This window comes from Epilithonimonas tenax DSM 16811 (assembly GCF_000428485.1).
Taxonomy (GTDB): Bacteria; Bacteroidota; Bacteroidia; order Flavobacteriales; family Weeksellaceae; genus Epilithonimonas; species Epilithonimonas tenax.
Genome location: NZ_AUAA01000012.1, coordinates 76636 through 97503, shown reverse-complemented (window position 1 = coordinate 97503; position 20868 = coordinate 76636). Strand labels below are relative to the sequence as shown.

Genomic DNA, 20868 nt, shown 5'->3' with positions numbered 1-20868 from the left:
TCTCAATCATTCCCTTTAGTTTTGAATTAGAGAGGTATCTAAACAACTGATATTCTGAATCTATCGATAAATATTCCGCAGAAATATTTATTGCAATGAGCTCTAAATCAGATAATTTTGGTTTAATTGGTTTGAAATAAAAATTTTCTTTGATGGTTAATTTTCTTAATTCCTTTAAAATAAAATCGTAAATTGCATCTAGGTTATTCATAACGTATTAGATTGATAGTCAATACAATATACGAAATTTTCGTATTATGAGTAACCTTTTTTATAATGCACTACGGGTTTAAAAAATGAAAAACAAATACACCGACCTCGACCAGCTCAAAGAAAAACTCAACCATTTGCGACAAAACCACAGCGACAAAGTGGCAAAGGCATTTGATATAGAATACACCTACGAAAGTAACAAAATAGAGGGAAATACTTTGACTTTGCAGGAAACCGCCTTAGTCATTGAGAAAGGTTTGACCATTGGGGGAAAGTCTCTAAACGAACACCTCGAAGCGATAAACCACCAGCACGCCATAGAATACATCAAAGAGTTGGCGCAGGAAAAACAAACCATTTCCGAACGTGATTCATTGCAAATACATCAACTCATTCTGCAAAGTATAGACAATCAAAATGCAGGCAGATACAGAAATGTACAGGTGCTGATTTCAGGAGCAAAACACATCCCACCACAGCCGTACATCGTACCAAAACAGATGGAGGATTTATTTATTTGGTATAACGAAAACAAAGACCTATTGCACCCCATAGAGCTATCCGCAGAGATGCACGAGCGTTTGGTAACCATACACCCATTTATAGATGGCAACGGACGAACCTCACGCCTATTGATGAATTTAATTTTATTACAAAACGGATTCCCGATTGCAATCCTGAAAGGAGATACAGACAGCCGTTTAAAATATTACGGTGCATTGGAAACCGCACAGACCGAAAACAACAAACAGCCGTTTATAGACCTCATCACAGAGAATGTGAGGGAAACGATGGAGAGGATTTTAAAAGTTTTACAATAGATTTAATAAGGGCAACCAAATACAATTGTTCAAAATATGGAAGTACCAATCAACAGAAACGATATTTATACTTTATACTCAAATGCTCAATCCGATGAAGAAAAAATTAATATTGTTGCAAAATATATTTTTGACCTTTCAAAACTTAATACTGAAAACGAATCTGATTTGATTGATGAAGAGATTGACGACTTATATTTTGATAGAGTATCAAAATTGAGAAAAGAAATTATTGAAGAAAACAGTAATCGCAACGCATACAAACTTTACAAAAACTACCAATTACCCAAAAAGGAAGATTACAAACCGACCGAGCAGGATTTTTATTGGGAGAATTATCTATTATTATGAAAAAATTAACAACACTTACTTTAGTATTAATTTATTCTTTTATGAACGCACAAAGGATTTACAATAGTTCATCATCTCTAATTGGAAGGATTGACGGTAAAAGGATCTATGAGAGTTCTTCCAAATTAATAGGTAAAATCGACGGTAAATCAATTTATAACGGATCATCCAATTACTTGGGAAAGATTGATGGTAAATTGGTCTATAACGGTTCATCGAAATTAATAGGGAAGATTGAAGGAAACAATTTGTATAATGATTCTTCCAAGTTAATTGGAAAGATTGATGGAGATAGAATATATGATAATTCAAGTAGGTTACTTGGTAGATGTGAAGGGTTGACAACCGAACAAAAAATACTATTTTTCTATTTCTTTTTATAAATAAAGTGGTGGTTGCAACAACAAAAAAACCTTTGTAAAATACGATTGATAATGAGTTGTTCTATATCCTCCAACTCCACTTGAACCGCCTATTTTAGGCGGTTTTATTTGTTTTTAGACAACATTTAGTCATATCTAATAATCATTCCTTTGGGAGTATAAAAAAATTAGAGAATACCACTGTAAAAAGAGACTGAATTAATTTCATATTTTTGGATGGTGAAAGTTTCGGGAACTTAAGCAAAAGGCAACCTATTACAAATGTTCAAAATATGGAGAGACTTTTATATTCCCAAACCAACAATGATCAATAAGAAACAAAAATCCGGAAAATTAGCTTTTCCGGATTAGTATAGGGTGATAAATTTTTCAATTTATTTCATATCACCTTTTGTCAAGGCTTCCAAAACGACCATTTGGAACCATTAAAAACTGCTAATCGTTTCGCTCCTGCTTTATTGATATAAACCATCATTCCCGGCGACGGACTAGGAACGAGCTGCACATCTGTAACCGTAGGTAAGACCATGGCTTTTGTCGTAGATTCTAAAACCAAAACACCATCAGCTGCTGAACTCGACGCTCCAATGATTGCTTTAGAATCTGGGTTTTCTGTAATTGACGGTGATTGTTCGGTTGCAAAGTTTGGCAAAGCTTTGGCTGCAGTAAGATCTGCAGCCTGGCCGCTTAAATCCTTCCACGTTCCGTTGTAGTATTTTACGCGGGCTTGGGTTGGATCACTTGCATCCAGCAGAATTGTTCCTTCTGTAAGTTTTGTACCAGATGGCATTGTTCTTACGTATGGTAAAATAAGCCCCTTATTTTGGTTGGCTGCAAATTCTAATAAAACAGACGTTTTTACGGCAGCAGTTCCTACCGCATCACCGATGATGACTTGTGCATTTGCTGAAAACATTGTTATTAAAAGCAATGTGGATATTATTTTTTTCATTTTTTATAAATTTTTAAATTAAAAGAAATGGAAAGCGCTCCCCTTGAAGCACCTTCCAATTCCCGATGAACAACTATGGACAAGTTGGTGTACTGAAACAACTCCAAGCAGTCCCGTCATACAATTTTAAACATTTGATGTCCGTATCATACACCATCATTCCTTCCTGTGGTGAAACAATGGATGCAATTTGTGAGGTAGACATTCTTGTGATTACAAATCCCTTCGTGTTGGATTCTAGAACGGTGTGTGCAGATTTTCTAATCATTGGCCAGTTGCCATTGTCTGCTCCTGCTCTTTGTAAAAGCGTAATCCCATGTTTGGTTTCTGATCCGGCACCAGTGGTATTGGGATCGGCATAACATACAGGGGGATAATCAGTATCTGTATCCGTATTATTTGTAGGGTCTGGATCTGTAGAATTTGCAGGTGATGTAACCGTAGCGACATTCACTAAGTCTCCTGAATATGAAATAGGAACTGCAATAGTAATGGTATACGTTATTGTTCCACCTTTTGGTATATTAACAACATCATTTAACGCTCCCGTTTGCGCAGAGGTAATACTTGTAGTGGCACCACCTGTTACCACAGGAACTGAGTAAGACACATTTCCTGCAGGAATGCCTGCTGGAACTGGATCTGAGACCTTTGCTCCTAGCACTCCAAAAGGACCATCATTATTACTTACTACCACGGTATAGGTATTTGTAGTTCCTGGTGAATAATTTGCTTTACCATCATCTTTGGTTATTGCTAAATCGGCACTAAATACAATAGGCGCAGTAACGCAATGTGCACCGTCATTTGATTGACTTTGAGTTGCAGTGGAGAGAAAAATTCTTTGCCCAGTCGTAAGATTGAATTTATAAAAAGCACCGTCATTTTCCACTCCATAAAACTCACCCGTACTCGATGCGAACATTGCCCCAAAACTTACAGGGCTTGAAGTTACTCCAATTGGAGTTACAGCTTTAGTAGTTGGATTAATAGACATTAATTGACCGGTATCAACATTTACGCCATACAATAATCCATTTGTTATATTAAAAGCAAAGTCTGGAACATATATCGAGGTATTTAATGTTATTAACGTTGCTGTTTTTGTACTGAGATTGATTTTGTAGAGTTGGTTATTATCTGTACCTTCTTTTACATAATAATTCCCTAAGTTATCAATTTCTCCTGCAAGATAAGATTTTCCGGTAGGAAGGCCTGTTACAGGACCTAGATTAACCGAACTACCATCCGGATTGATTACAAGAAGATTATTTGAATTAAGAACCTGCATTCCGTACATACGACCATCTAAAGGATTGATTGCTATAGCGTTGTAGTTCACAGAAGCTGTACCTACCGTAGGATAAGTAAATGGATTAGTGGAAGTTGCTATACTGTAAAGCGTATCATACTGAGAAAGATACATCGCAGAAGTACACCCAAATACACTAGAACACTGAACATCCTTAAAACTAGAATTAGCAGAAGTACCTACTCCTTGCCCTTGATCACTACCAATATCTGCAGCACCTCCAGAATTTACAACAGTCGGAACTCCGTTTGCATTGACTGCCACTCCTAAGTTTTGATTACTTGCTGTAGATGTTCCTACAGTTACGGTTCCACTTGCTGGTTTTAATTGACCAGTAGTAACATTTTCGTCACCTTCTAAAGCATCAACACAACCATCGTTGTCGCTATCTAAATCTAGATGATTGGGAATGCCATCGGTATCGGTATCAGCATACTGCGTTGTAAGAACTTGAAAATCATCGTGACTAAAAGTTGCAGAAGCTCCACCTGAAACATCATAAAAATACAGTCTCAAAGTATAGGTTTTATTGGGTGCTAAATGATATGGTGACGTTAATGGGAATACAACTCTATCTTCATAGGGAACAATTGGATAGGCTACTTCACCAGAAATATCGGTACTTGTTGCAAAATTATCTGTAGAAAGATAAAGTCTCATTTTATAAGTGGGGGAAAAACTAGGGTCTCTTACCCATAAACTAAATCTATCATATAAATACTGAACTGTATTTTGGAAATTCGCAGTCGTAAACTTAAATTCAAAATAAGAATTGTTGCTTCTAGACTGCGAAATTGTAGTTGCGCTCACTCCAGTAATAGAGTAAGAAGTGTCTACACCAATTATTTGTGCCGTAAGAGCAGAGCTTTTTGTTGCATTCTGTGCTGATGAAATTACAGAAGAATTCAAAATTGATGGCGCATCATCCTGTGCATTATAGTTCCATTCTAAAATACCGTCGTTATCTACAACGCCTTCTGCTATGTCTAAAATCCCATCGTTGTCATCATCAAGATCACAATAATCAGACATACCATCACCGTCTGAATCTGGGTTGGTTGCAGAAATAGCACAGGCAGAAGAATCAGTATCTGTTGCTGTATTATTCCCAGGGTATGAATCTATAAAATTTGCAGGTGATGTAACCGTAGCTACATTAACTAGGTTTCCTGTATAGGAACTAGGAACAGCAACATTAATCGTATAAGTAATTGTTCCACCAGCTGGTATATTAACAACATCATTTAACGCGCCAGTTTGCGCAGAGGTAATACTTGTAGTGGCGCCACCTGTTAGCACAGGAACTGAGTAGCTCACATTTCCTGCTGGAATACCTGCTGGAACCGGATCTGAAACTGTTGCTCCCATAACACCAAAAGAACCCTTAAAACAAAACAGAGCAACCACCAGAACTAGCAGCTGTTGCACTGTTATTAATTTGTGAACCTGAAACAGATAAAGAAGCATTTCCAGATAATTTTGAAAGAGTTACGGGAACGTTACTGGATATTACATCGAACTCTGCCGAAAACCCAAAAGTTCCCAAGCTTCCACCTAATCCAGCAAAATGCAAAATGGGGTTATTAACTGCCCTATTAAATGTTAAGGTAAGATCTGCAATACTGTATCTTCCTGTTGTTGACAAACCTGCCGCTGCTAAAGGAGTTGTAAAAACAGTAGTAGAAACCGCATAATTACTTCCCTTATCAATTCCTGTTCCTGCTGTAGCGCCAGAAGACGTGAAGCTAGCATTGGTTGGATTTCCAGCAGCACCCTGTATATCAAAAATTAAAGCAGGGCTACCTGCAGCAAAACCAAAAGCCATTCCTGTATTAGTAGAAACTGTGGGTAAAGTAAATTGCTGATTACTCAAACTGAAATTTACATTCAGGTTAGGTGTATAAGCAGCAAAGTTATTTCCTGTCGGATTATCGGTGTTGTTTTGAAAGTTTATGGTAGTAGAAGTTACCGGTCCGTTTCCTGTAGGATTTCCTGCACCTGCAGCAAACTCTAAAGAAGGATTTTGAGCATTCATTAATCCCGTGCAGAATAAAATGAATGGGGAAATCCACTTAAATAATTTTTTAAAATTCATCATTGTTATTATTAATAGTAGTGAAAAAAATTGTTTTTTAATTTTCAATCAACAAATCAACATTAGCATGAAATAGTTTGATTTGTCGAATTTAAAATTTTGCCGTATAAAAAAGTTAACATTAAATAGGTAAAAGTCTTACTAGACAAGTTGACGACATTCTACCGTGTCTAAAATTTCGTCGTTGTAATCATCGAGATCAACGGTATTTGCAACGCCATCTCCATCGGAGTTTTGGGCGTGCCAGTTGTTTGTGCCTATGCCAATGAATAAAAAGGCAAATAGGAAAAAAAAAATGTTTTTCATCGTGTTTTTTTTAATTTGAATTAATAATATGACGAGCCTTATTGGTGAGAGTATTGCATGATCAATTTCATTACAGACTTCTCTACAAGTGTTATTAGTGCAATGTTTTTTTTGCAACCTCCAACTTAATAAGGCAGAATAAATTCTTTGAAATAAATTAATCAAAGTTGTTGAAAATACGGCATATTGTATTGCACATATTCAATGGTCAAGTGAGAATACCAGGAAAAAGGAGGAGGCCTCACTTTATAGATTTGATAGAACCCAACCAGATTTCTTTTTTGACTGTAAGAAAATATGGTGTTCTGAGAGCGATATTTTCTATGACCTACAAGCGTTTGTATATCAGGGCTTTGAAATTTTGAAAACTCTTGTAGGTTGTTGCTAGATACACTAGGATTTGATTTTTTAAAAAACAATACGCTATTAGGAGATTCAGTAGAAAGTGGATTATAAAGTTTTTTATCCAACTTTGCTTTTGTAGAGACAATTGCTTTTTTTAAAAAGATTTTAACTAATTTTTCAGCTTTAGTCTTTTGCGATTTTTTTAAGTCAATTCCAGCAATTTTATTATCAGAAGAATTAGGGATGTGTACAATCTTTGTCTGATATACTTTTTCTGTCCCAAGAATTAAAGCGCCGAAGTATATATGTATTACAGCATCTTGCTCAGCAGGCAAATTGACAGATGTACAGACTTGAGAATCATCAGACATCAAAGTGCTAACATCTTTATCCTCTGCATTTGTAGCAGAGAATAAAGTAGAAAACGATAAAAAAAGGAAAACACACAACTGTTTATTAAGCAGTTGTCTTTTTGCCTTGTCAAAAAAAGAAGTCATCATTTGTGTTTTATTGTTGGAAGTTTCAGAAACTTTTCAACAACTGGTACAAAAGTAAAACAAGTCTGGCAATCAACCAACTAATACCCCATCACATTGCTATCACATGGATGTAAAATATTGATAATCAAGACTATTAATTTTAGTTTTGAAGTGTCGGGACTTTCGTTAGAAATACCTCCAATGATGTTGGTTTTCCAATTTTTGTCAGTATAGCGATTGAATAGCCAGTGTGCCATTTTGATCAAGAAGCCTCATTCTTCAGTAGATAGTTGATCCGTACCATCAGTAAAACAAGTAAAATCTGAAGCAGAATGATCAGATGAACCACGGAAGGCCAATTATCACCTATGGAACCACCCGCCTGAACTATTGAAATGTAAACTCTTAGAAAAGGAGAAGTTGGCAAAAGATCAGAAAACACCTGCACTGCTTTTGGTAAAGCCTGATATGGCATAGAGTATCCGGTCACCAAAAATATCGGATAAGAAGAAAAAACCAAAACCTGAAAAGCGAAAAGTTTTGTTTTAAAAAAACTGCCTACCAGCATTCCCAAAATAATGACAGCATAGATAAAAACAGCTGTAACAAAGGCAAGATCCAGATAACTCCCACGCACCACGATCCCAAAAACTGAAAAGTTGACCATGGCAAAAAACATCCCGAACATCATAAAAACACAGAAGTACAAAATGCTTTTCCCAAAAATAAGCTTGGAAATATTAAACCCCGAAATCCGATAAAGATCCTTCAGCTTTTTTTCCTCCCTTTCTGATGTTAAGCTTGCCGCTACGCCTATCAAAAGTGTCTGCTGCAGGATGATCGCCAATAATCCCGGCAAAAGGAAAGAACCGTACGTCATACTAGAATTGTAAAGCGGCCGGTAATCCATATTAATAGGATTGGTCATCTTCATGGACTTATCATCATTCATCCCCTGTTTACTGAAATAGGTTTTCCTTACACCCGCACCCACTGTAAGACAAACTTTGGTCACCGTACTCAGCAAATCACTGGAAGGCAGAAAACGCGACGCATTAAGAACCAGATTCACATTGGCCTGTTTCTGCGAAAGGATACTTTTTTCCAGGTCTTTCTGGATATAGAAGAAACCTTCTACCTCTCCTTTGTGCATTTTTTCCTGAGCTTCAGAAATACTGGAACTTGGAACAACATCAATCATAGGAGTGGTGTTGAGCTGTTGCGTAAGCAGTCTGGAAACTGCGCTGCCATCATTATCAATGAGTGCCAGCTTCACTTTTTCCTCACCTTTATTCAGGTAAATACTGCCATACATAAAAGCATAAAGTATCGGAGCCATAAGCAAAATCAGAAACAGGCTCGAATCTTTTGACACGCTCCTGATCTCTCGTTTCAGTATTTGAAAAATATCTTTCACTTTGATGGATCTTGAATATGCTGATTGACTTTCTTCTGAAAAAACACAATGGCCACCGGAAATGTTACACCAATAAAAACTAAAAGTCTGATCATCTCAGGAATAACATACGACAGTGGCAGCGCCATAAAATAAAGCTTTATAAAACCATCCAGAAAATGAGTGTAAGGCATGATGTCGGCGTACAACTGGTCGTACCAAGGCATCGCCCATCTCGGAAATGTAAACCCACTGAACACAAATGCCGGTGACGTAAAAAACAAAGCCACATCCACCACAAACAGCATATTGTTGGAAATTGCAGAAAGCATCATTCCGATCCCGATACATGCTAAAGCCATCAAGGTATACAAAATGAAAAAGTTGAAGTCGGTCTGCGGTTTTCCCAAATCAAATACAGGAAATACAATGAACGCAATCCATAAAAAAAGAACCCACGCAATGCACAGATGAGCCAGCAATTTTCCGATAATGATTTGTGAAGACGATGTTGAGATCTTCAACAGATCGTTTATTGTGTTTTGATTAAATTCTATATTCAGAATCAGAACAGATGCTACAATCAAGGCCATCTGTAGCCCTACAGTAACCAGACCAGGTGTAAGATAGAGCTGATAATTGAAATCAGGATTATACAAAACACTGGTATTGAGCTTAATCGGCTGCACCAATGCCTTGGCTTTTTCTGCAGGCATGCCTTGTTTTTCAGCCTTTTGCAGCACCACAGCCAAACCACCTTTGATGACGATGGCCGCCGCACCTTTGTAAATCATTTTGGCGGGTACAAGGTAAGCACCGTTGGTGTAAAGTGTGATATTGGACTGATGATCTTTCTTGACATCCGACTCCATATTTTTAGGAAAATGTACAGCCCCAAAAATTTTGCCTTCCTTCATCAGTTTTTCGATTTCGGCATTGCTGAAGACCACATTGGTAAAATGGATATTTTCATTTTGCTCCATCATATCCGTCAATGTACGGGAAACAGTAGAGCGGTCCTCATCCCAAACTGCCATCGGAAGTTCTTTGGCGAACTGTTTCTGATAAATAAAGCCATAAAACAGAAAAATAATAGGCGGGATCACCATCAACACCACATAAAAATTCGGAATCGAAAAAATCCGTTTCCATTCACGAAGTATGATGTGGCTGATTGCTTTCAATAGTAGAAAAATAAAAATTACTCCACAACAAGTTGCGCGGTCATTCCGGAACGAAGACCTTGGACCGTATCCGGATTTTCAGGCTTTACTTTGATTTGAAAAGTCCTTAGTTCAAACTCGCCGTTCTGCTTTTCCGGCACCCAGTCTGCATAGCCCAAAGCTGGCGCCAGTTCTGTCACTTTTCCTTTAACGTTTTCCGGTGTACACCCAGGAATCTTCATGGTCACCACGTCACCTTTATCAATTTTCCCCATCTGATTCTGACGGAGATTGAATTTCACAAAAAAGGAACGGTCTTTCTGAACGGTCATCATCGGATAGCCCGCATTCACCATCTCACCTTTATTTGAAATAATTGTCGAAATCCTACCGGATGCCGGTGCTTTGATGGAAGCGTTGTCTTTGATTTCCTGCGCTAGCTTTTCAGCATCTTTGCTCTGATTTAGGACAGATTGTGCAGCGCTTTTCAGTTCTCTGTTGTTACCACGTTCCAGAAGCTGAACATTTAGATTGGCTGTTTCCAGTTCTTTTTGGGCGGCCTTATATTTGAAATAAACAATATCTCTCTCTTGTCCGGAGACAACATCTTCTGAATATAATTTCTGAAAACGGCTATAGGTTTTGGACATAAGCTCCATGTGCTCCTTGGCAATCTGCTGAAGATTTTTTGCAGAAGCGAGAACTTCCGGTTCCACACCACGGGTGACCTTATCCAATTGGTTTTGAGCAATGGCAACGGCATCAGAAACCTGAGATCGAATGATCTCTATTTCAGACGTTTTCATCTGGGCGACAATCTGTCCTTCTTCCACCTCATCGCCCTCTTTCACGAGTAATGCCACAACTCTTCCGGGAAGTGAAGCAGAGACATCTACAAATTCTGCATCTACCATCCCGACTACAGCGTCGTTATCTGTACTGCCCGTTTTATTTGTCAGAAGATAAATAAGGGCTACCGCAAACACGGCCAACGGAATGAGGACCGCCCAATAGTTTTTTATCAAATTTTTCATCTGCTGCTATTTATTTGTCCAAGCATAGGAGATTTCAGTTTAGGGAATATAATTGGTGATATTATCGGGATTTCCAATAATATAAAAATAGCTGGCAAGCGCCGCTTGATAAGCTACCAGTGAGGTGTAGTATAATTTTTCTGCTTCGTACTGCAACTGTAATGCATCGTTGACATCTTTGACAGACGAAAGGCTATTTTCCATTCTTTTGGTGACCATTTGGGTAGTGGTATAGGTTTGTTGCCTGGATGCATCCAAGGTTTTGCTTTGCTCCTTAAAACTAAGCAATTTATTTTCTGCAATTTTGCTTGCCAAGGTCACAGCCCTTTGTTTTTGCTCGATCAACAGATCGGTTTCTTTTATGACAGATTCCGAAGCTTGTTTTACAGATTTTCTTTCTGGGTCAAAAAGTGTCCACTGCATTTCTACCCCAACCAGCCAAGGCGGCGTGATCAAAGGAAGATCATTTCTGAAAAACTGTACATTCCCGATGGCAAATATATTGGGCTTCGACAACGATTTGGTAATATCTAATCCTGTGTGGGCTTCTTTTTTCTTACTCAAAAGAAACTTGACATCCGCGTTGTTCTGTGATGATTCAAAAGTCGGAAGCTCGGTATTTTCACCCAGTTTTTCGGTAACATCAAGTGGTTCATCCAAAGAGATCCCGATGATGTCTTTCAAGATCAGCAATGCATTTTCTCTCTCCAGAATGAGATTTTTAAGATTGGTCTCTCCCTGCATTTTAGCAACATCCGACCAATTTTTCATGTAAGGTGGTATGATTTCCGCTTTCAGAAGGTGCTGTGCATATTTTTCATTTTTATGAAGAGACGCTACCATTTTCTGCTGTTTCTCTATCATAGAGTTGAGATACATCAGCTGGATGTACTGCAATGCAATATGATAGGTAGTCATATCTTTGGAAACCTGTAGATGCGCTTGCCCACTTTCCACCTGCTGACGGGCAAGTTCTCTGGTGGCCTGCAGTTTACCGCCTAAATATATGGGTTGCCGTACGGCAATGCCAGCTAAGAAATAACTTTGTTTGGTAATGGCGGGATTATAATTGGGATATACTGCGCTGATGATATCCTTGGATGTCTGATAGATCACATCCTGAACCTGCTGGGAAAGTTGGTTGCCCGTCAGCTGCTGATAAGCGGCGTTGGCAGAATATACATTTTGACTGGCTGTCCCTTCTACAATACCATCCTTCACCTGCTGCAGATTAACCTTAATTGGCTCACCCATATAATTATAACCAGCGAGCAGATCTACTTTGGGAAGACCATTATTTTTACTGGACTGTAATAGTTTTTGACGGGTTTCCAAGGACTGCTCTGCAAGTTTCACAACAGCGTTATTTTGTTTTGCTTTTTCGATACACTGCTTCAAAGAAAATTGCTGACAAAATACATTAGCAGAAAGTGTCAAAAAGAGAAACAGCGTTGTATTTTTTAAATGCATAACGATTTGAATTCTCATAAAAAGACATTAGAAAACAATACCCAAATTTAACAAAAAAAAGCTTGATGAAAAAAAAAATAATGATGACAAGCATCCCAGAAAAGAAACGCACGATATTCCAGATCTCAGGACACCTCGTGTGACGAAATCACGTTTAACTACGTTTCTCATTTCTATCAGATCGGCGAACATTCGGGCAACTACAAAAACAGCTCATTATCAATTTTATGTACACCGGTAAGCCAAAAAAAAACACACTAGAATCCGTGTCTTTTTGCTTTGAGTCCGTATTTTGTTGATGAGTTTTATTTTTTCGAAGCATTATTTTTAATGATCATATAACACAATCCCACACCTACTCCCGCAAGCAAAGCTAATTTTGTTTTTCGTGTGGGAACCGGCAAACTGGTTTCTCCATAGATCCTGTGTGGTTTTGAAGAAGACGACATCACATTGCCAGGATTGGGTTTTCCTTGTTTGATTCTCATCATTACGCGCATTGTTGCGGAAGCTGTATTCATAATTGCCTTAGGAAATAACATGTACAGATTTTTGATCACTAGTGACTGAACATCTGGGAAAAGGCCCTTTCTAGGCTGCTTTGCTAGTTGCACTATGTTGGCAGCTGTATCTCTTGGATCGGCCGCAAAAGGTGGCACTTTGAAATCGAGGCCTGAGAATTTTGCGGAGTGTGCATTACCTGTAGACCTTTGGATCTGTGGAAACAAATTACAAATATGAATATTCGCAAAATCCGAGATCTCTCCCTGCAAACCTTCCATCATACCGCGGATACCAAATTTTGTGGATGAGTAGACAGCACTGTACGGTGCGGGCATAAATCCACCAATCGATACATTATTGATCAGAATACCTTCTTCCTGTTTTTTGAAAATCGGCAGTACGGTATATGCGCCGTGCATATAACCGAAAAGATTAGTTTTGATTACCTGCTCATTCAGTTCCATTGGAATCTCTTCGAATTTCCCGCTCGCCATAACGCCTGCATTATTGACCCAAATGTCAATTCTTCCGTTAAACTGTACGGCTTCTTTCGCAAGATTCACCACCTCTTCTGCGATGGAAACATCAGTCTGCACTCCCAAAGCGATCGCGCCAAGGTCTCTGCAAAGATTTACCGTCTCTTCCAATGCTTCTTTTCCTCTTGCAGCTATAACGACCGTACAGCCTTCTAAGGCGAATGCCTCAGCAGTTGCTCTCCCAACTCCACTACTTCCTCCGGTAATGACGACCGTTTTACCTGCTAAATTTTTTGATAACTGATGCTGAGATTCCATAATATTGATTTTCTAATTTTGATGATTAAGATTTTGCTTTCGAAAAATAGGTCTATAAAAGCTTACTAATCAATTCCAATACCATTCGAGTTATGGGAATAGTCAAAATAAAGAAAAACCGTACTTTAAAAAAAAGGCACAGTATATGCATAGTTGAAATCGAATAAACAAAAAAAATAAAATTATGAGAAGTCTATTATGGTTAGTAGCAGTGATTTGTATCATCGTCTGGCTACTTGGAATGTTAGGTGTTGTACCGGGAATGGCCACAGGAAACTTAGTGCATATCTTATTAGTGATCGCCGTGATTGTAGTCCTTTACAATCTGATCTCAGGAAGAAAACCTCTTGATTAAATCAATACTTATTGCAAACTATTCTGCAGCTGAAAAATCAAAACCCACGTTTTTATCCGTGGGTTTTTTTTATGACCTACAATACATCGCGCTTCTGACTTTTATCATCTGTGACTCAACGGATAATGTTCTATATTTGTGTTCATCTTAATAATTGAAAAGTCTATTTACTTTTTTTATCATTTTCTTTGTCGCATTACGTCCGCTGATGCCGATGGTAGATTATGCGGTCAATTATGATTACATCACCAAAAAACTTTGCGAAAACAAAAACAAACCTCAGCTTTTGTGCCGTGGGAAATGCTATCTGAAAAAAGAAATTGCAAAGACCTCAACAGACCAATCCAAGAACGATTCCCGAATCAATATTTCCGGTATTACAGATACTTTTATCATTAATGAAAAGTTTGCATTCGTTAAAATAATTAATGATTATTCCGAAAGTTCAAATTTTAATTCTGATCTTAATTTTTCTTATAAATTCAATTTATTTTCCAATATTTTTCATCCGCCATTGGTTTAATTTTAATGATTAAATTCTCTTCCAAAATAGCAATTTTTAAATTTTATTAAAATTAAAATCAAACATCAATGAAAATATTCATCTTCGCGATACTGCTTTCTGTATCAGCATTTTCCTGCGCGCAGGAATCACCAAAAGTAAAACACGTTTCGAAAATAAAACCGGCAGCAGACCTTAAAAATGTCAAAGTCGTCAACACAGAAGATCCCGTTTGTCAAATGAAAACAGCAGACTTTCTGAAAGATACCGCAGACTACAAAGGAAAGAAGTACGGTTTTTGCAGTGACCATTGCAAAGCGGAATTCAAAAAGAATCCTGAGAAATATGCGCAAAATGCCAAATAACAAAAAAACAAAGCAAAATCCGAAGAGCAAGATCATCGTTCCGATTGTCGTTCTGGCTTTGATTTTTGTGACCATTGGCGCCGGAATGAGTTATTTCAAAAAGAGTCTTTTTACCGTAATGAAAGTTCCTGATTTTGAATTAACGAATCAAAACAATAGGAAAATCAGCAACAAAGATATGCTGGGGAAAGTCTATCTGGTGGAGTTTTTCTTCAGCAAATGTCCAACGATTTGTCCCGTGATGAATTCCAATATGAAATACATCGAGGAAACCATCAACGACAAAAATTTCGGAATCATCTCCATCAGCATCGACCCGACGAATGACACGCCAGAAGTTTTGAAAAACCACGCCAGAATGTTGGGAACCAAATCGTCAAATTGGCATTTTCTAACAAGAAATCGAGATTACATCGATAACTTGGCAGACCAGTTCAATATTTATGTCGGCGACAAGGAAGACAAAGCAGAAAGCCTCAACCACAGCGGAATGATTGCACTCGTGGATCAGGAAGGAAACCTCCGTTCGAGATTTGATGAGAACAACAGCCCAATTCTTTACTATTCCGGACTAAATTATGAAGACCCAGAAGGAACAACAACTTCACTCACCGGTCAATATCATCCCGACCGTGAAAAATTAATAGAAGATATCAGAAAATTATTAAAACAATAAAGAGCGATTGGCTTAAGGCTATTAGCTTTTTGCATTTAAAAAATTAAATATTAATCTAAATCCAATATTATGAAAATCAAGAAAATATTTCTCGCCACTGCGATATCGGCAGCCACTTTTGCAACAGCGCAGTTCAAACAAACACCTTTACCTTACGCCTACAATGCGCTGGAAGGTTCTATTGATGCGCAAACCATGGAGATCCATTACACAAAACACGCCGCAGCCTACGTCTCAAATCTAAACAAAGCCATCGCCGGAACGCCTCTGGAAAAAGAAAGCATCACCAAAATCCTTTCCCACATTTCCAAAGAAACGCCAGCTGTTAGAAATAACGCCGGTGGACATTACAACCACGAATTTTTCTGGACCGTTTTGACACCGGAGAAAAACACACAACCTTCCACAAAATTAGCCAAAGCAATCACAGAATCTTTTGGTAGCCTAGACGCTTTGAAAGAAAAATTAAGCAAAGCTGGCGCAGACCGATTCGGTTCCGGTTGGGCTTGGTTGGTGGTAACAGCAGACAAAAAATTAGCAGTTACTTCCACCGGAAATCAGGACAATCCGCTGATGGACATTGCCGAAGTCAAAGGAACACCAATCTTGGGAATCGATGTTTGGGAACATGCTTATTACCTGAAATATCAGAACAAAAGAGCCGACTATTTAACCGCATTCTGGAACGTGACCAACTGGAAAGAAGTAAGCAAACGTTACGAAGAAGCTACAAAATAATCCCTCATTGAAATTAATTTGCAACATATTCCTCATCCTTTATCTGGTATGCAAACCTGCACTTCCACTGGCGGAATATGTTGCCAATTATCATCAAATCCAGGTGCTCTGCGTCAACAAAGTGCAACCGGAACTCAATTGCAACGGAAAATGCTACCTCGGAAAAGAACTGGCAAAATCCAGCGAATCCGATTCTTCGCCACTTTCCAAAGGCAAAAACCAAGTCCAAAAAATCTTGGATTTTTACATTCCGACTGAGATTTTCAAAGCCTCAATCGACAACAATTTCTCCCTCCGAAACCTGACTTTCACATACAAAACAGGTTACACATTCCTCTTTCTGAGACACATTTTCAGGCCACCCATTTTTTAGTTGAACATATCAGACATTTGGGCGATTCCCTCGCACAAGCTTGTCATCCTGAGGTTCTCGAAGGACCAAGCTCGGGTCGGGCTGTCCGCTCCTATCTTTTTGTCTTACCACGTGACTTTATAAAACGACGTTGGGTCAAAAGACAAAAAGGATATCCGCTACCATCCCTATCGCGGGATTCGGCATAAAATCAACGTTTCAACTAAACAATCATTATTGTCCAATAAAATTAAAATACAATTATCAGGTCGCTCCTCTAGAGCTTTAATGCTATCGATATTTATTGCCTATTAACAGTTCGCTTCTAACGAAGCTTTGCAAAGTCCCATCGGGACGTACTGTTAGCAGAAAAAAAAATCCCAAAAACAAAGCTTCATAGGAGCTAACTGTTAATTTATCTTATAAACATTGAGTTCTTCAATTTGTTTAAATTTTTATTGGACAACCATAAAAAAATCATATGAAAATCTATAAATTTCTATCATTGTTTCTTATTGCCTTTACCTTAATCACCATTTCATCTTGCTCCAACAACGACGATGATGAACTTCAAAATACAGAACCGGGAAATATTCAACTCAAATTCGAAAACGGATTCAATAACTTAGGAGATATTGTTTTAAATCAAACCACGCAAACATCATCAAACGGACAAAAACACCAATTCTCCACTTTGAAATATGTCATCAGCAATATCACTCTCATCAACGAAAATGGCAATGAGTTCAAGTACCATTACAACAATCCCGACAAAGGCGCCTTCATCATCAACCAAGCTGATGCAAAAGGCGGAATCGTCTACGCAAACCTCACAGACATCCCAAAAGGAAATTACAGGAAAATCAAACTCGGTTTGGGAATCAGCCCGACGGCATATTTGATTGGGCAAGACGGACAAGGCATTTTCTGGGAAAAAGCAAAACAAGAAGGAATGGCTTGGTCGTGGTCGGCCGGTTACATTTTCACAAAACTGGAAGGACAATACGGCACGTCCGCTCCAGACACAGAATTTATGAACCACACCGGAAATATGGGCAACACAACAGCCAACGGAACACCAGATCTTTACAGAGAAGTGACTTTGGATTTGCCTACAACCGCTAGAGTCAGCAAAGAGATCACGCCCTCTATCCATATCCTGGCAGACCTCAACCAATATCTGAGTGGCAAAACAGCTTTAACCTTAACTAAAGAAAACAATATGGCAATGGGAAGCAGTCCGCATCTTGTGAGCGTAAGCAACAACTTAATCCAAATGTTCAAAGTTGACCACGTTCATAATGATTAATCCACTTCAACAATTCCAGAGAGGACAATTCTGTTCTCTTTGGGTTTTCCTGGTTTTAATTTTGGGAATTTCAACCTCTTGTTCCAACGAAATTGAAGGCGAAGTTTTCCAAGAGGATCAAGCTTACAATCTGGAAATCCCGACTTATTTTCCGGCTTTGGCTTTTGATACAGGTAAGAACCCCGTTACAGCCAACGGCGTTGCATTAGGGAAAAAACTATTTTACGAAGGAAAATTATCCCGAAACAATACGATTTCTTGTGGATTTTGTCACATTCAGGAATATGCTTTCACGCACCACGGCCATCCGGTAAGTCACGGGATTGATGACAAATTGGGAATGCGAAATGCGCCCGCCATTCAAAATATGGCTTGGCTGAAAAATTACACTTGGGACGGCGTGAGTCATAACTTGGACGAGCGATCGTTGGTTCCCATTACGACAGATTTTGAAATGGACAGCTCTATTCCGGATGTGATTTCCAAGTTAAGTGCGGATGCAAATTATAAAAAAATGTTCAAATCGGCTTTTGGCGATGAGACTATTAATGGCGAACGAATCCTGAAAGCTTTGTCGCAGTTTATGGTTACAATGGTTTCTGCAGATTCCAAATACGACCAGGTCAAAAAAGGAAAAGCGAGTTTCACGAATGAAGAATCTCAGGGAAAAACTTTATTTCAAAACAAATGTGCGAGTTGCCATTCCGGCGAATTGTTCACGGATGAAAGTTACCGGAATACAGGAATGTATTACAATTCGCAGTACGATGACCGGGGAAGATACCGCGTGACTCTCGACTGGAATGACGATATGAAATTCCGGGTTCCGAGTCTCAGAAATGCAGAAGTGACGGCGCCATATATGCACGACGGACGATTTTACAGTTTAGAAGCTGTTCTTAATTTCTATACCGACCATGTGGAAAACCAACCCAACCTTGATCCTATTTTAAAACAAAATGGACACATCGGGATTGCAATGACTAGCTTGGAAAAACAATACATCATTGCTTTTTTGAAAACCCTGACCGACCAAAATTTTATCAAAAACAAAAAATTCGCAGAATAATGAAGAAGCTTATTTTAATTCTATTTTTAATCCTTCATATTTCAATTGCAGCAATTGAGAAAGACAGTCTTTATATTCCGAAATATGACACTCAGAATCTTTTGAAGACTCAGGAATTCTTCTGTGATGCCTGTGGTTGCGCAGCGGGAAATGGTTCTTCTGGGTTTGAGTCTTTGTTGAATCCGCAATTCATTGGCGTCAAATATTTTGCGCAACATTACAAAGCGAAGGAAAATCTCTTCACAAATGAATTGACGCAAGACCAATACTTCAACACCATTCAAATTTGGGGAAAGATTCCGATTACAAAAAAGCTGAGTGTTTATGGGAGTCTTCCGTTTCAGTTTCACGAAAAAAAGACTTTGCAGGGCGACATTAGAATCAATGGAATTGGTGATGCGAGTGTGATGGGAATCTATCAAATCCTAAATTCCAAAAACACTTTTCACCAATTAAATGCTGGTTTCGGAGTCAAAATCCCGATTGGTAAATTTGATGAGAAAGGAATTACTGGCGTGAATCCAAGTTTCCAGTTAGGAACGGGAAGTTGGGATTATCAGCTAGCATTAAACTATAGATTTCAGAAAAACCTTTTCGCATTGCTCATCAGTACAGATTATACCATCAAAACTGAAAACAAAAAGCATTATCAATTCGGCAATCAATGGAATTATGCAATGACGGGATTTCAGAGAATCTGGAGAAATGAGAATGGTAATATTTCCGGCAAATTGGGAGTGCAAGGTGAAGTTTATGACTGGAACAAGCAGTTTGGAGAAGTGATGCCAAGAACGTCAGGAAGTGCACTTTACGGAAAAATAGGCTTCGAGGCGTCGTATAAAAAATGGAGCATCGGCAGTGAGTTGATGCTCCCGGCTTACACCAATCTTGCTGGCGGTGATATTGAGGCAAAATCGAGATTCGGCTTATTTGTAAATTTTGGAATTTGATCAATTATTAAAAGGGATTGGCGATGAAAAAATCACGTTGGGTGAGAAATACAAAACCTATCTTTCGGGAAGTATTGAAAGATAAGTCATATTTTCCCTGATTGATTTTATGGATCGGATTATAAATTTTATATTCACAGTCTTAAAAAAAATATTGAATATGAGTGTTCACATTAGTGCTGAGAAAGGCCAGATTGCAAAGACCGTTTTGATGCCCGGCGATCCTTTGAGAGCCAAATATATTGCTGACAACTATCTTACAGACGCAAAATTGGTAAGCCAAACCAGAAACATTTTCTTCTACACAGGACTTTATAAAGGAAAAGAAATCACTGTGGGCGCGAGCGGAATGGGATTCCCAAGTATCGGGATCTACTCTTTTGAATTGTTTACAGAATATGAAGTGGAGACCATCATCAGAATAGGAACTTGTGGTGCATATTCTACAGATCTCAAATTATTTGACATCCTGAATGTAGAGAATGCAGCCAGCGAAAGTACGTATGCAAAATTTGCATGGGCAATTGAGGAGGACATGATTTCTAACCAAGGTTTTGCTTTTGATAAAATCAATGAAACGGCGCAAGAACTTAAACTAAAAGTTAAAGCAACCAACATCCATTCTAGCGATATCTTCTACAGAAAAGACCCTGCTGTTCCTGAGATTGCGACAAGACACAATTGTCCTGCAGTAGAAATGGAAGCTTTTGCATTGTTTGCCAATGCTAAACATTTGGGTAAAAATGCGGCAACAATCCTGACTGTTTCTGACATTATTCCAACGAAGGAATTTATCTCGGCAGATCAAAGAGAAAATGCATTGAGAACGATGATGGAGCTTTCACTCGAAACTGCTTTGAAGTTTTAATCCACTTTAAATGTTGAAATCATAAAAAATGCTTCTGAAAATTCGGAAGCATTTTTTATGGTTTTT

The 20868-nt window shown here is 38.4% G+C and carries 24 protein-coding genes and 1 pseudogene; 13 read left to right on the top strand and 12 right to left on the bottom strand.

The window, feature by feature from the left end; all coding sequences use genetic code 11:
- Nucleotides 1-211: pseudogene (locus F564_RS0108215) on the bottom strand (IS982 family transposase); the annotation flags it as partial.
- Between the two features lie 85 nt (nucleotides 212-296).
- On the opposite strand from F564_RS0108215, the gene F564_RS0108210 reads away from it, so the two are divergent.
- From F564_RS0108210 to F564_RS0108200, 3 genes are read left to right on the top strand one after another with little or no spacing between them, the layout of a single operon-like run.
- A complete protein-coding gene (locus F564_RS0108210; RefSeq protein ID WP_028122212.1) occupies nucleotides 297-1034 on the top strand; it encodes a Fic family protein in 738 nt (245 codons plus the stop codon).
- Nucleotides 1035-1070: 36 nt separating this feature from the next.
- The gene (locus tag F564_RS0108205) at nucleotides 1071-1385 is read left to right on the top strand and encodes a hypothetical protein (protein ID WP_028122211.1); all 315 of its coding nucleotides are present in this window, start codon (nucleotides 1071-1073) and stop codon (nucleotides 1383-1385) included.
- Complete coding sequence (locus tag F564_RS0108200) at nucleotides 1382-1768, top strand: 5-fold beta-flower protein (protein ID WP_028122210.1); 387 nt, start codon at nucleotides 1382-1384, stop codon at nucleotides 1766-1768. The genes F564_RS0108205 and F564_RS0108200 overlap by 4 nt, the downstream gene beginning before the upstream one ends.
- Before the next feature lie 394 nt (nucleotides 1769-2162).
- Here the strand turns inward: F564_RS0108200 and F564_RS0108190 are convergent, their stop codons facing one another.
- The 11 genes from F564_RS0108190 to F564_RS0108145 all read right to left on the bottom strand — a co-directional run bounded on the left by F564_RS0108190 (nucleotide 2163) and on the right by F564_RS0108145 (nucleotide 13618).
- Nucleotides 2163-2720, bottom strand: coding sequence for a hypothetical protein (locus F564_RS0108190; protein ID WP_028122209.1), 558 nt, complete (start codon nucleotides 2718-2720; stop codon nucleotides 2163-2165).
- A gap of 73 nt (nucleotides 2721-2793) precedes the next feature.
- A complete protein-coding gene (locus F564_RS0108185; protein WP_154656827.1) occupies nucleotides 2794-5499 on the bottom strand; it encodes a DUF11 domain-containing protein in 2706 nt (901 codons plus the stop codon).
- On the bottom strand, nucleotides 5417-6067 hold the full coding sequence (locus F564_RS0108180) for a hypothetical protein (RefSeq protein ID WP_161625936.1): 651 nt from the start codon (nucleotides 6065-6067) through the stop codon (nucleotides 5417-5419). The genes F564_RS0108185 and F564_RS0108180 overlap by 83 nt, the downstream gene beginning before the upstream one ends.
- Nucleotides 6068-6268: 201 nt before the next feature.
- The gene (locus F564_RS20940; RefSeq protein ID WP_228373882.1) at nucleotides 6269-6433 is read right to left on the bottom strand and encodes a hypothetical protein; all 165 of its coding nucleotides are present in this window, start codon (nucleotides 6431-6433) and stop codon (nucleotides 6269-6271) included.
- A 161-nt stretch (nucleotides 6434-6594) separates the two neighbouring features.
- On the bottom strand, nucleotides 6595-7278 hold the full coding sequence (locus F564_RS0108170; RefSeq protein ID WP_154656826.1) for a hypothetical protein: 684 nt from the start codon (nucleotides 7276-7278) through the stop codon (nucleotides 6595-6597).
- Between the two features lie 77 nt (nucleotides 7279-7355).
- Complete coding sequence (locus tag F564_RS20565) at nucleotides 7356-7514, bottom strand: hypothetical protein (RefSeq protein WP_154656825.1); 159 nt, start codon at nucleotides 7512-7514, stop codon at nucleotides 7356-7358.
- Between the two features lie 5 nt (nucleotides 7515-7519).
- Nucleotides 7520-8632 (bottom strand): ABC transporter permease, encoded by a 1113-nt coding sequence (locus F564_RS18940; protein ID WP_394330631.1) that lies wholly within the window; start codon nucleotides 8630-8632, stop codon nucleotides 7520-7522.
- A 38-nt stretch (nucleotides 8633-8670) separates the two neighbouring features.
- Nucleotides 8671-9837, bottom strand: coding sequence for an ABC transporter permease (locus tag F564_RS0108160; RefSeq protein ID WP_028122204.1), 1167 nt, complete (start codon nucleotides 9835-9837; stop codon nucleotides 8671-8673).
- 17 nt (nucleotides 9838-9854) lie between these two features.
- Nucleotides 9855-10850, bottom strand: coding sequence for an HlyD family secretion protein (locus F564_RS0108155; protein ID WP_028122203.1), 996 nt, complete (start codon nucleotides 10848-10850; stop codon nucleotides 9855-9857).
- A gap of 39 nt (nucleotides 10851-10889) precedes the next feature.
- On the bottom strand, nucleotides 10890-12338 hold the full coding sequence (locus F564_RS0108150; protein WP_028122202.1) for a TolC family protein: 1449 nt from the start codon (nucleotides 12336-12338) through the stop codon (nucleotides 10890-10892).
- Nucleotides 12339-12625: 287 nt separating this feature from the next.
- The gene (locus F564_RS0108145; RefSeq protein WP_028122201.1) at nucleotides 12626-13618 is read right to left on the bottom strand and encodes an SDR family oxidoreductase; all 993 of its coding nucleotides are present in this window, start codon (nucleotides 13616-13618) and stop codon (nucleotides 12626-12628) included.
- A 184-nt stretch (nucleotides 13619-13802) separates the two neighbouring features.
- Here F564_RS0108145 and F564_RS20560 point away from each other — a divergent pair, with 184 nt between their 5' ends.
- From F564_RS20560 to deoD, 10 genes are all read left to right on the top strand, one after another.
- Nucleotides 13803-13973: a lmo0937 family membrane protein gene (locus tag F564_RS20560; protein ID WP_028122200.1), complete on the top strand. Its 171-nt coding sequence runs from the start codon at nucleotides 13803-13805 to the stop codon at nucleotides 13971-13973.
- Between the two features lie 154 nt (nucleotides 13974-14127).
- Entirely contained in the window at nucleotides 14128-14496 is a 369-nt protein-coding gene (locus F564_RS0108135) for a hypothetical protein (protein ID WP_028122199.1), read from the top strand.
- Between the two features lie 68 nt (nucleotides 14497-14564).
- Nucleotides 14565-14840 carry a YHS domain-containing protein gene (locus F564_RS0108130; protein WP_028122198.1) on the top strand — a complete coding sequence of 92 codons (276 nt, stop codon included), beginning with the start codon at nucleotides 14565-14567 and terminating at the stop codon, nucleotides 14838-14840.
- Nucleotides 14830-15516: an SCO family protein gene (locus F564_RS0108125; protein WP_028122197.1), complete on the top strand. Its 687-nt coding sequence runs from the start codon at nucleotides 14830-14832 to the stop codon at nucleotides 15514-15516. Before F564_RS0108130 ends, F564_RS0108125 begins: the two co-directional genes overlap by 11 nt.
- Nucleotides 15517-15585: 69 nt before the next feature.
- Complete coding sequence (locus F564_RS0108120; protein WP_028122196.1) at nucleotides 15586-16254, top strand: superoxide dismutase; 669 nt, start codon at nucleotides 15586-15588, stop codon at nucleotides 16252-16254.
- Nucleotides 16255-16261: 7 nt separating this feature from the next.
- The gene (locus tag F564_RS0108115; protein WP_028122195.1) at nucleotides 16262-16627 is read left to right on the top strand and encodes a hypothetical protein; all 366 of its coding nucleotides are present in this window, start codon (nucleotides 16262-16264) and stop codon (nucleotides 16625-16627) included.
- 460 nt (nucleotides 16628-17087) lie between these two features.
- On the top strand, nucleotides 17088-17915 hold the full coding sequence (locus F564_RS0108110; protein ID WP_051259610.1) for an MbnP family protein: 828 nt from the start codon (nucleotides 17088-17090) through the stop codon (nucleotides 17913-17915).
- A complete protein-coding gene (locus tag F564_RS0108105; RefSeq protein ID WP_028122193.1) occupies nucleotides 17908-18984 on the top strand; it encodes a cytochrome-c peroxidase in 1077 nt (358 codons plus the stop codon). Before F564_RS0108110 ends, F564_RS0108105 begins: the two co-directional genes overlap by 8 nt.
- Nucleotides 18984-19934, top strand: a complete 951-nt coding sequence (locus F564_RS0108100; protein WP_028122192.1) for a transporter — start codon at nucleotides 18984-18986, stop codon at nucleotides 19932-19934. Before F564_RS0108105 ends, F564_RS0108100 begins: the two co-directional genes overlap by 1 nt.
- 160 nt (nucleotides 19935-20094) lie before the next feature.
- The gene (gene deoD, locus F564_RS0108090) at nucleotides 20095-20802 is read left to right on the top strand and encodes a purine-nucleoside phosphorylase (protein ID WP_028122191.1); all 708 of its coding nucleotides are present in this window, start codon (nucleotides 20095-20097) and stop codon (nucleotides 20800-20802) included.
- The last annotated feature ends 66 nt before the right edge of the window (nucleotides 20803-20868 follow it).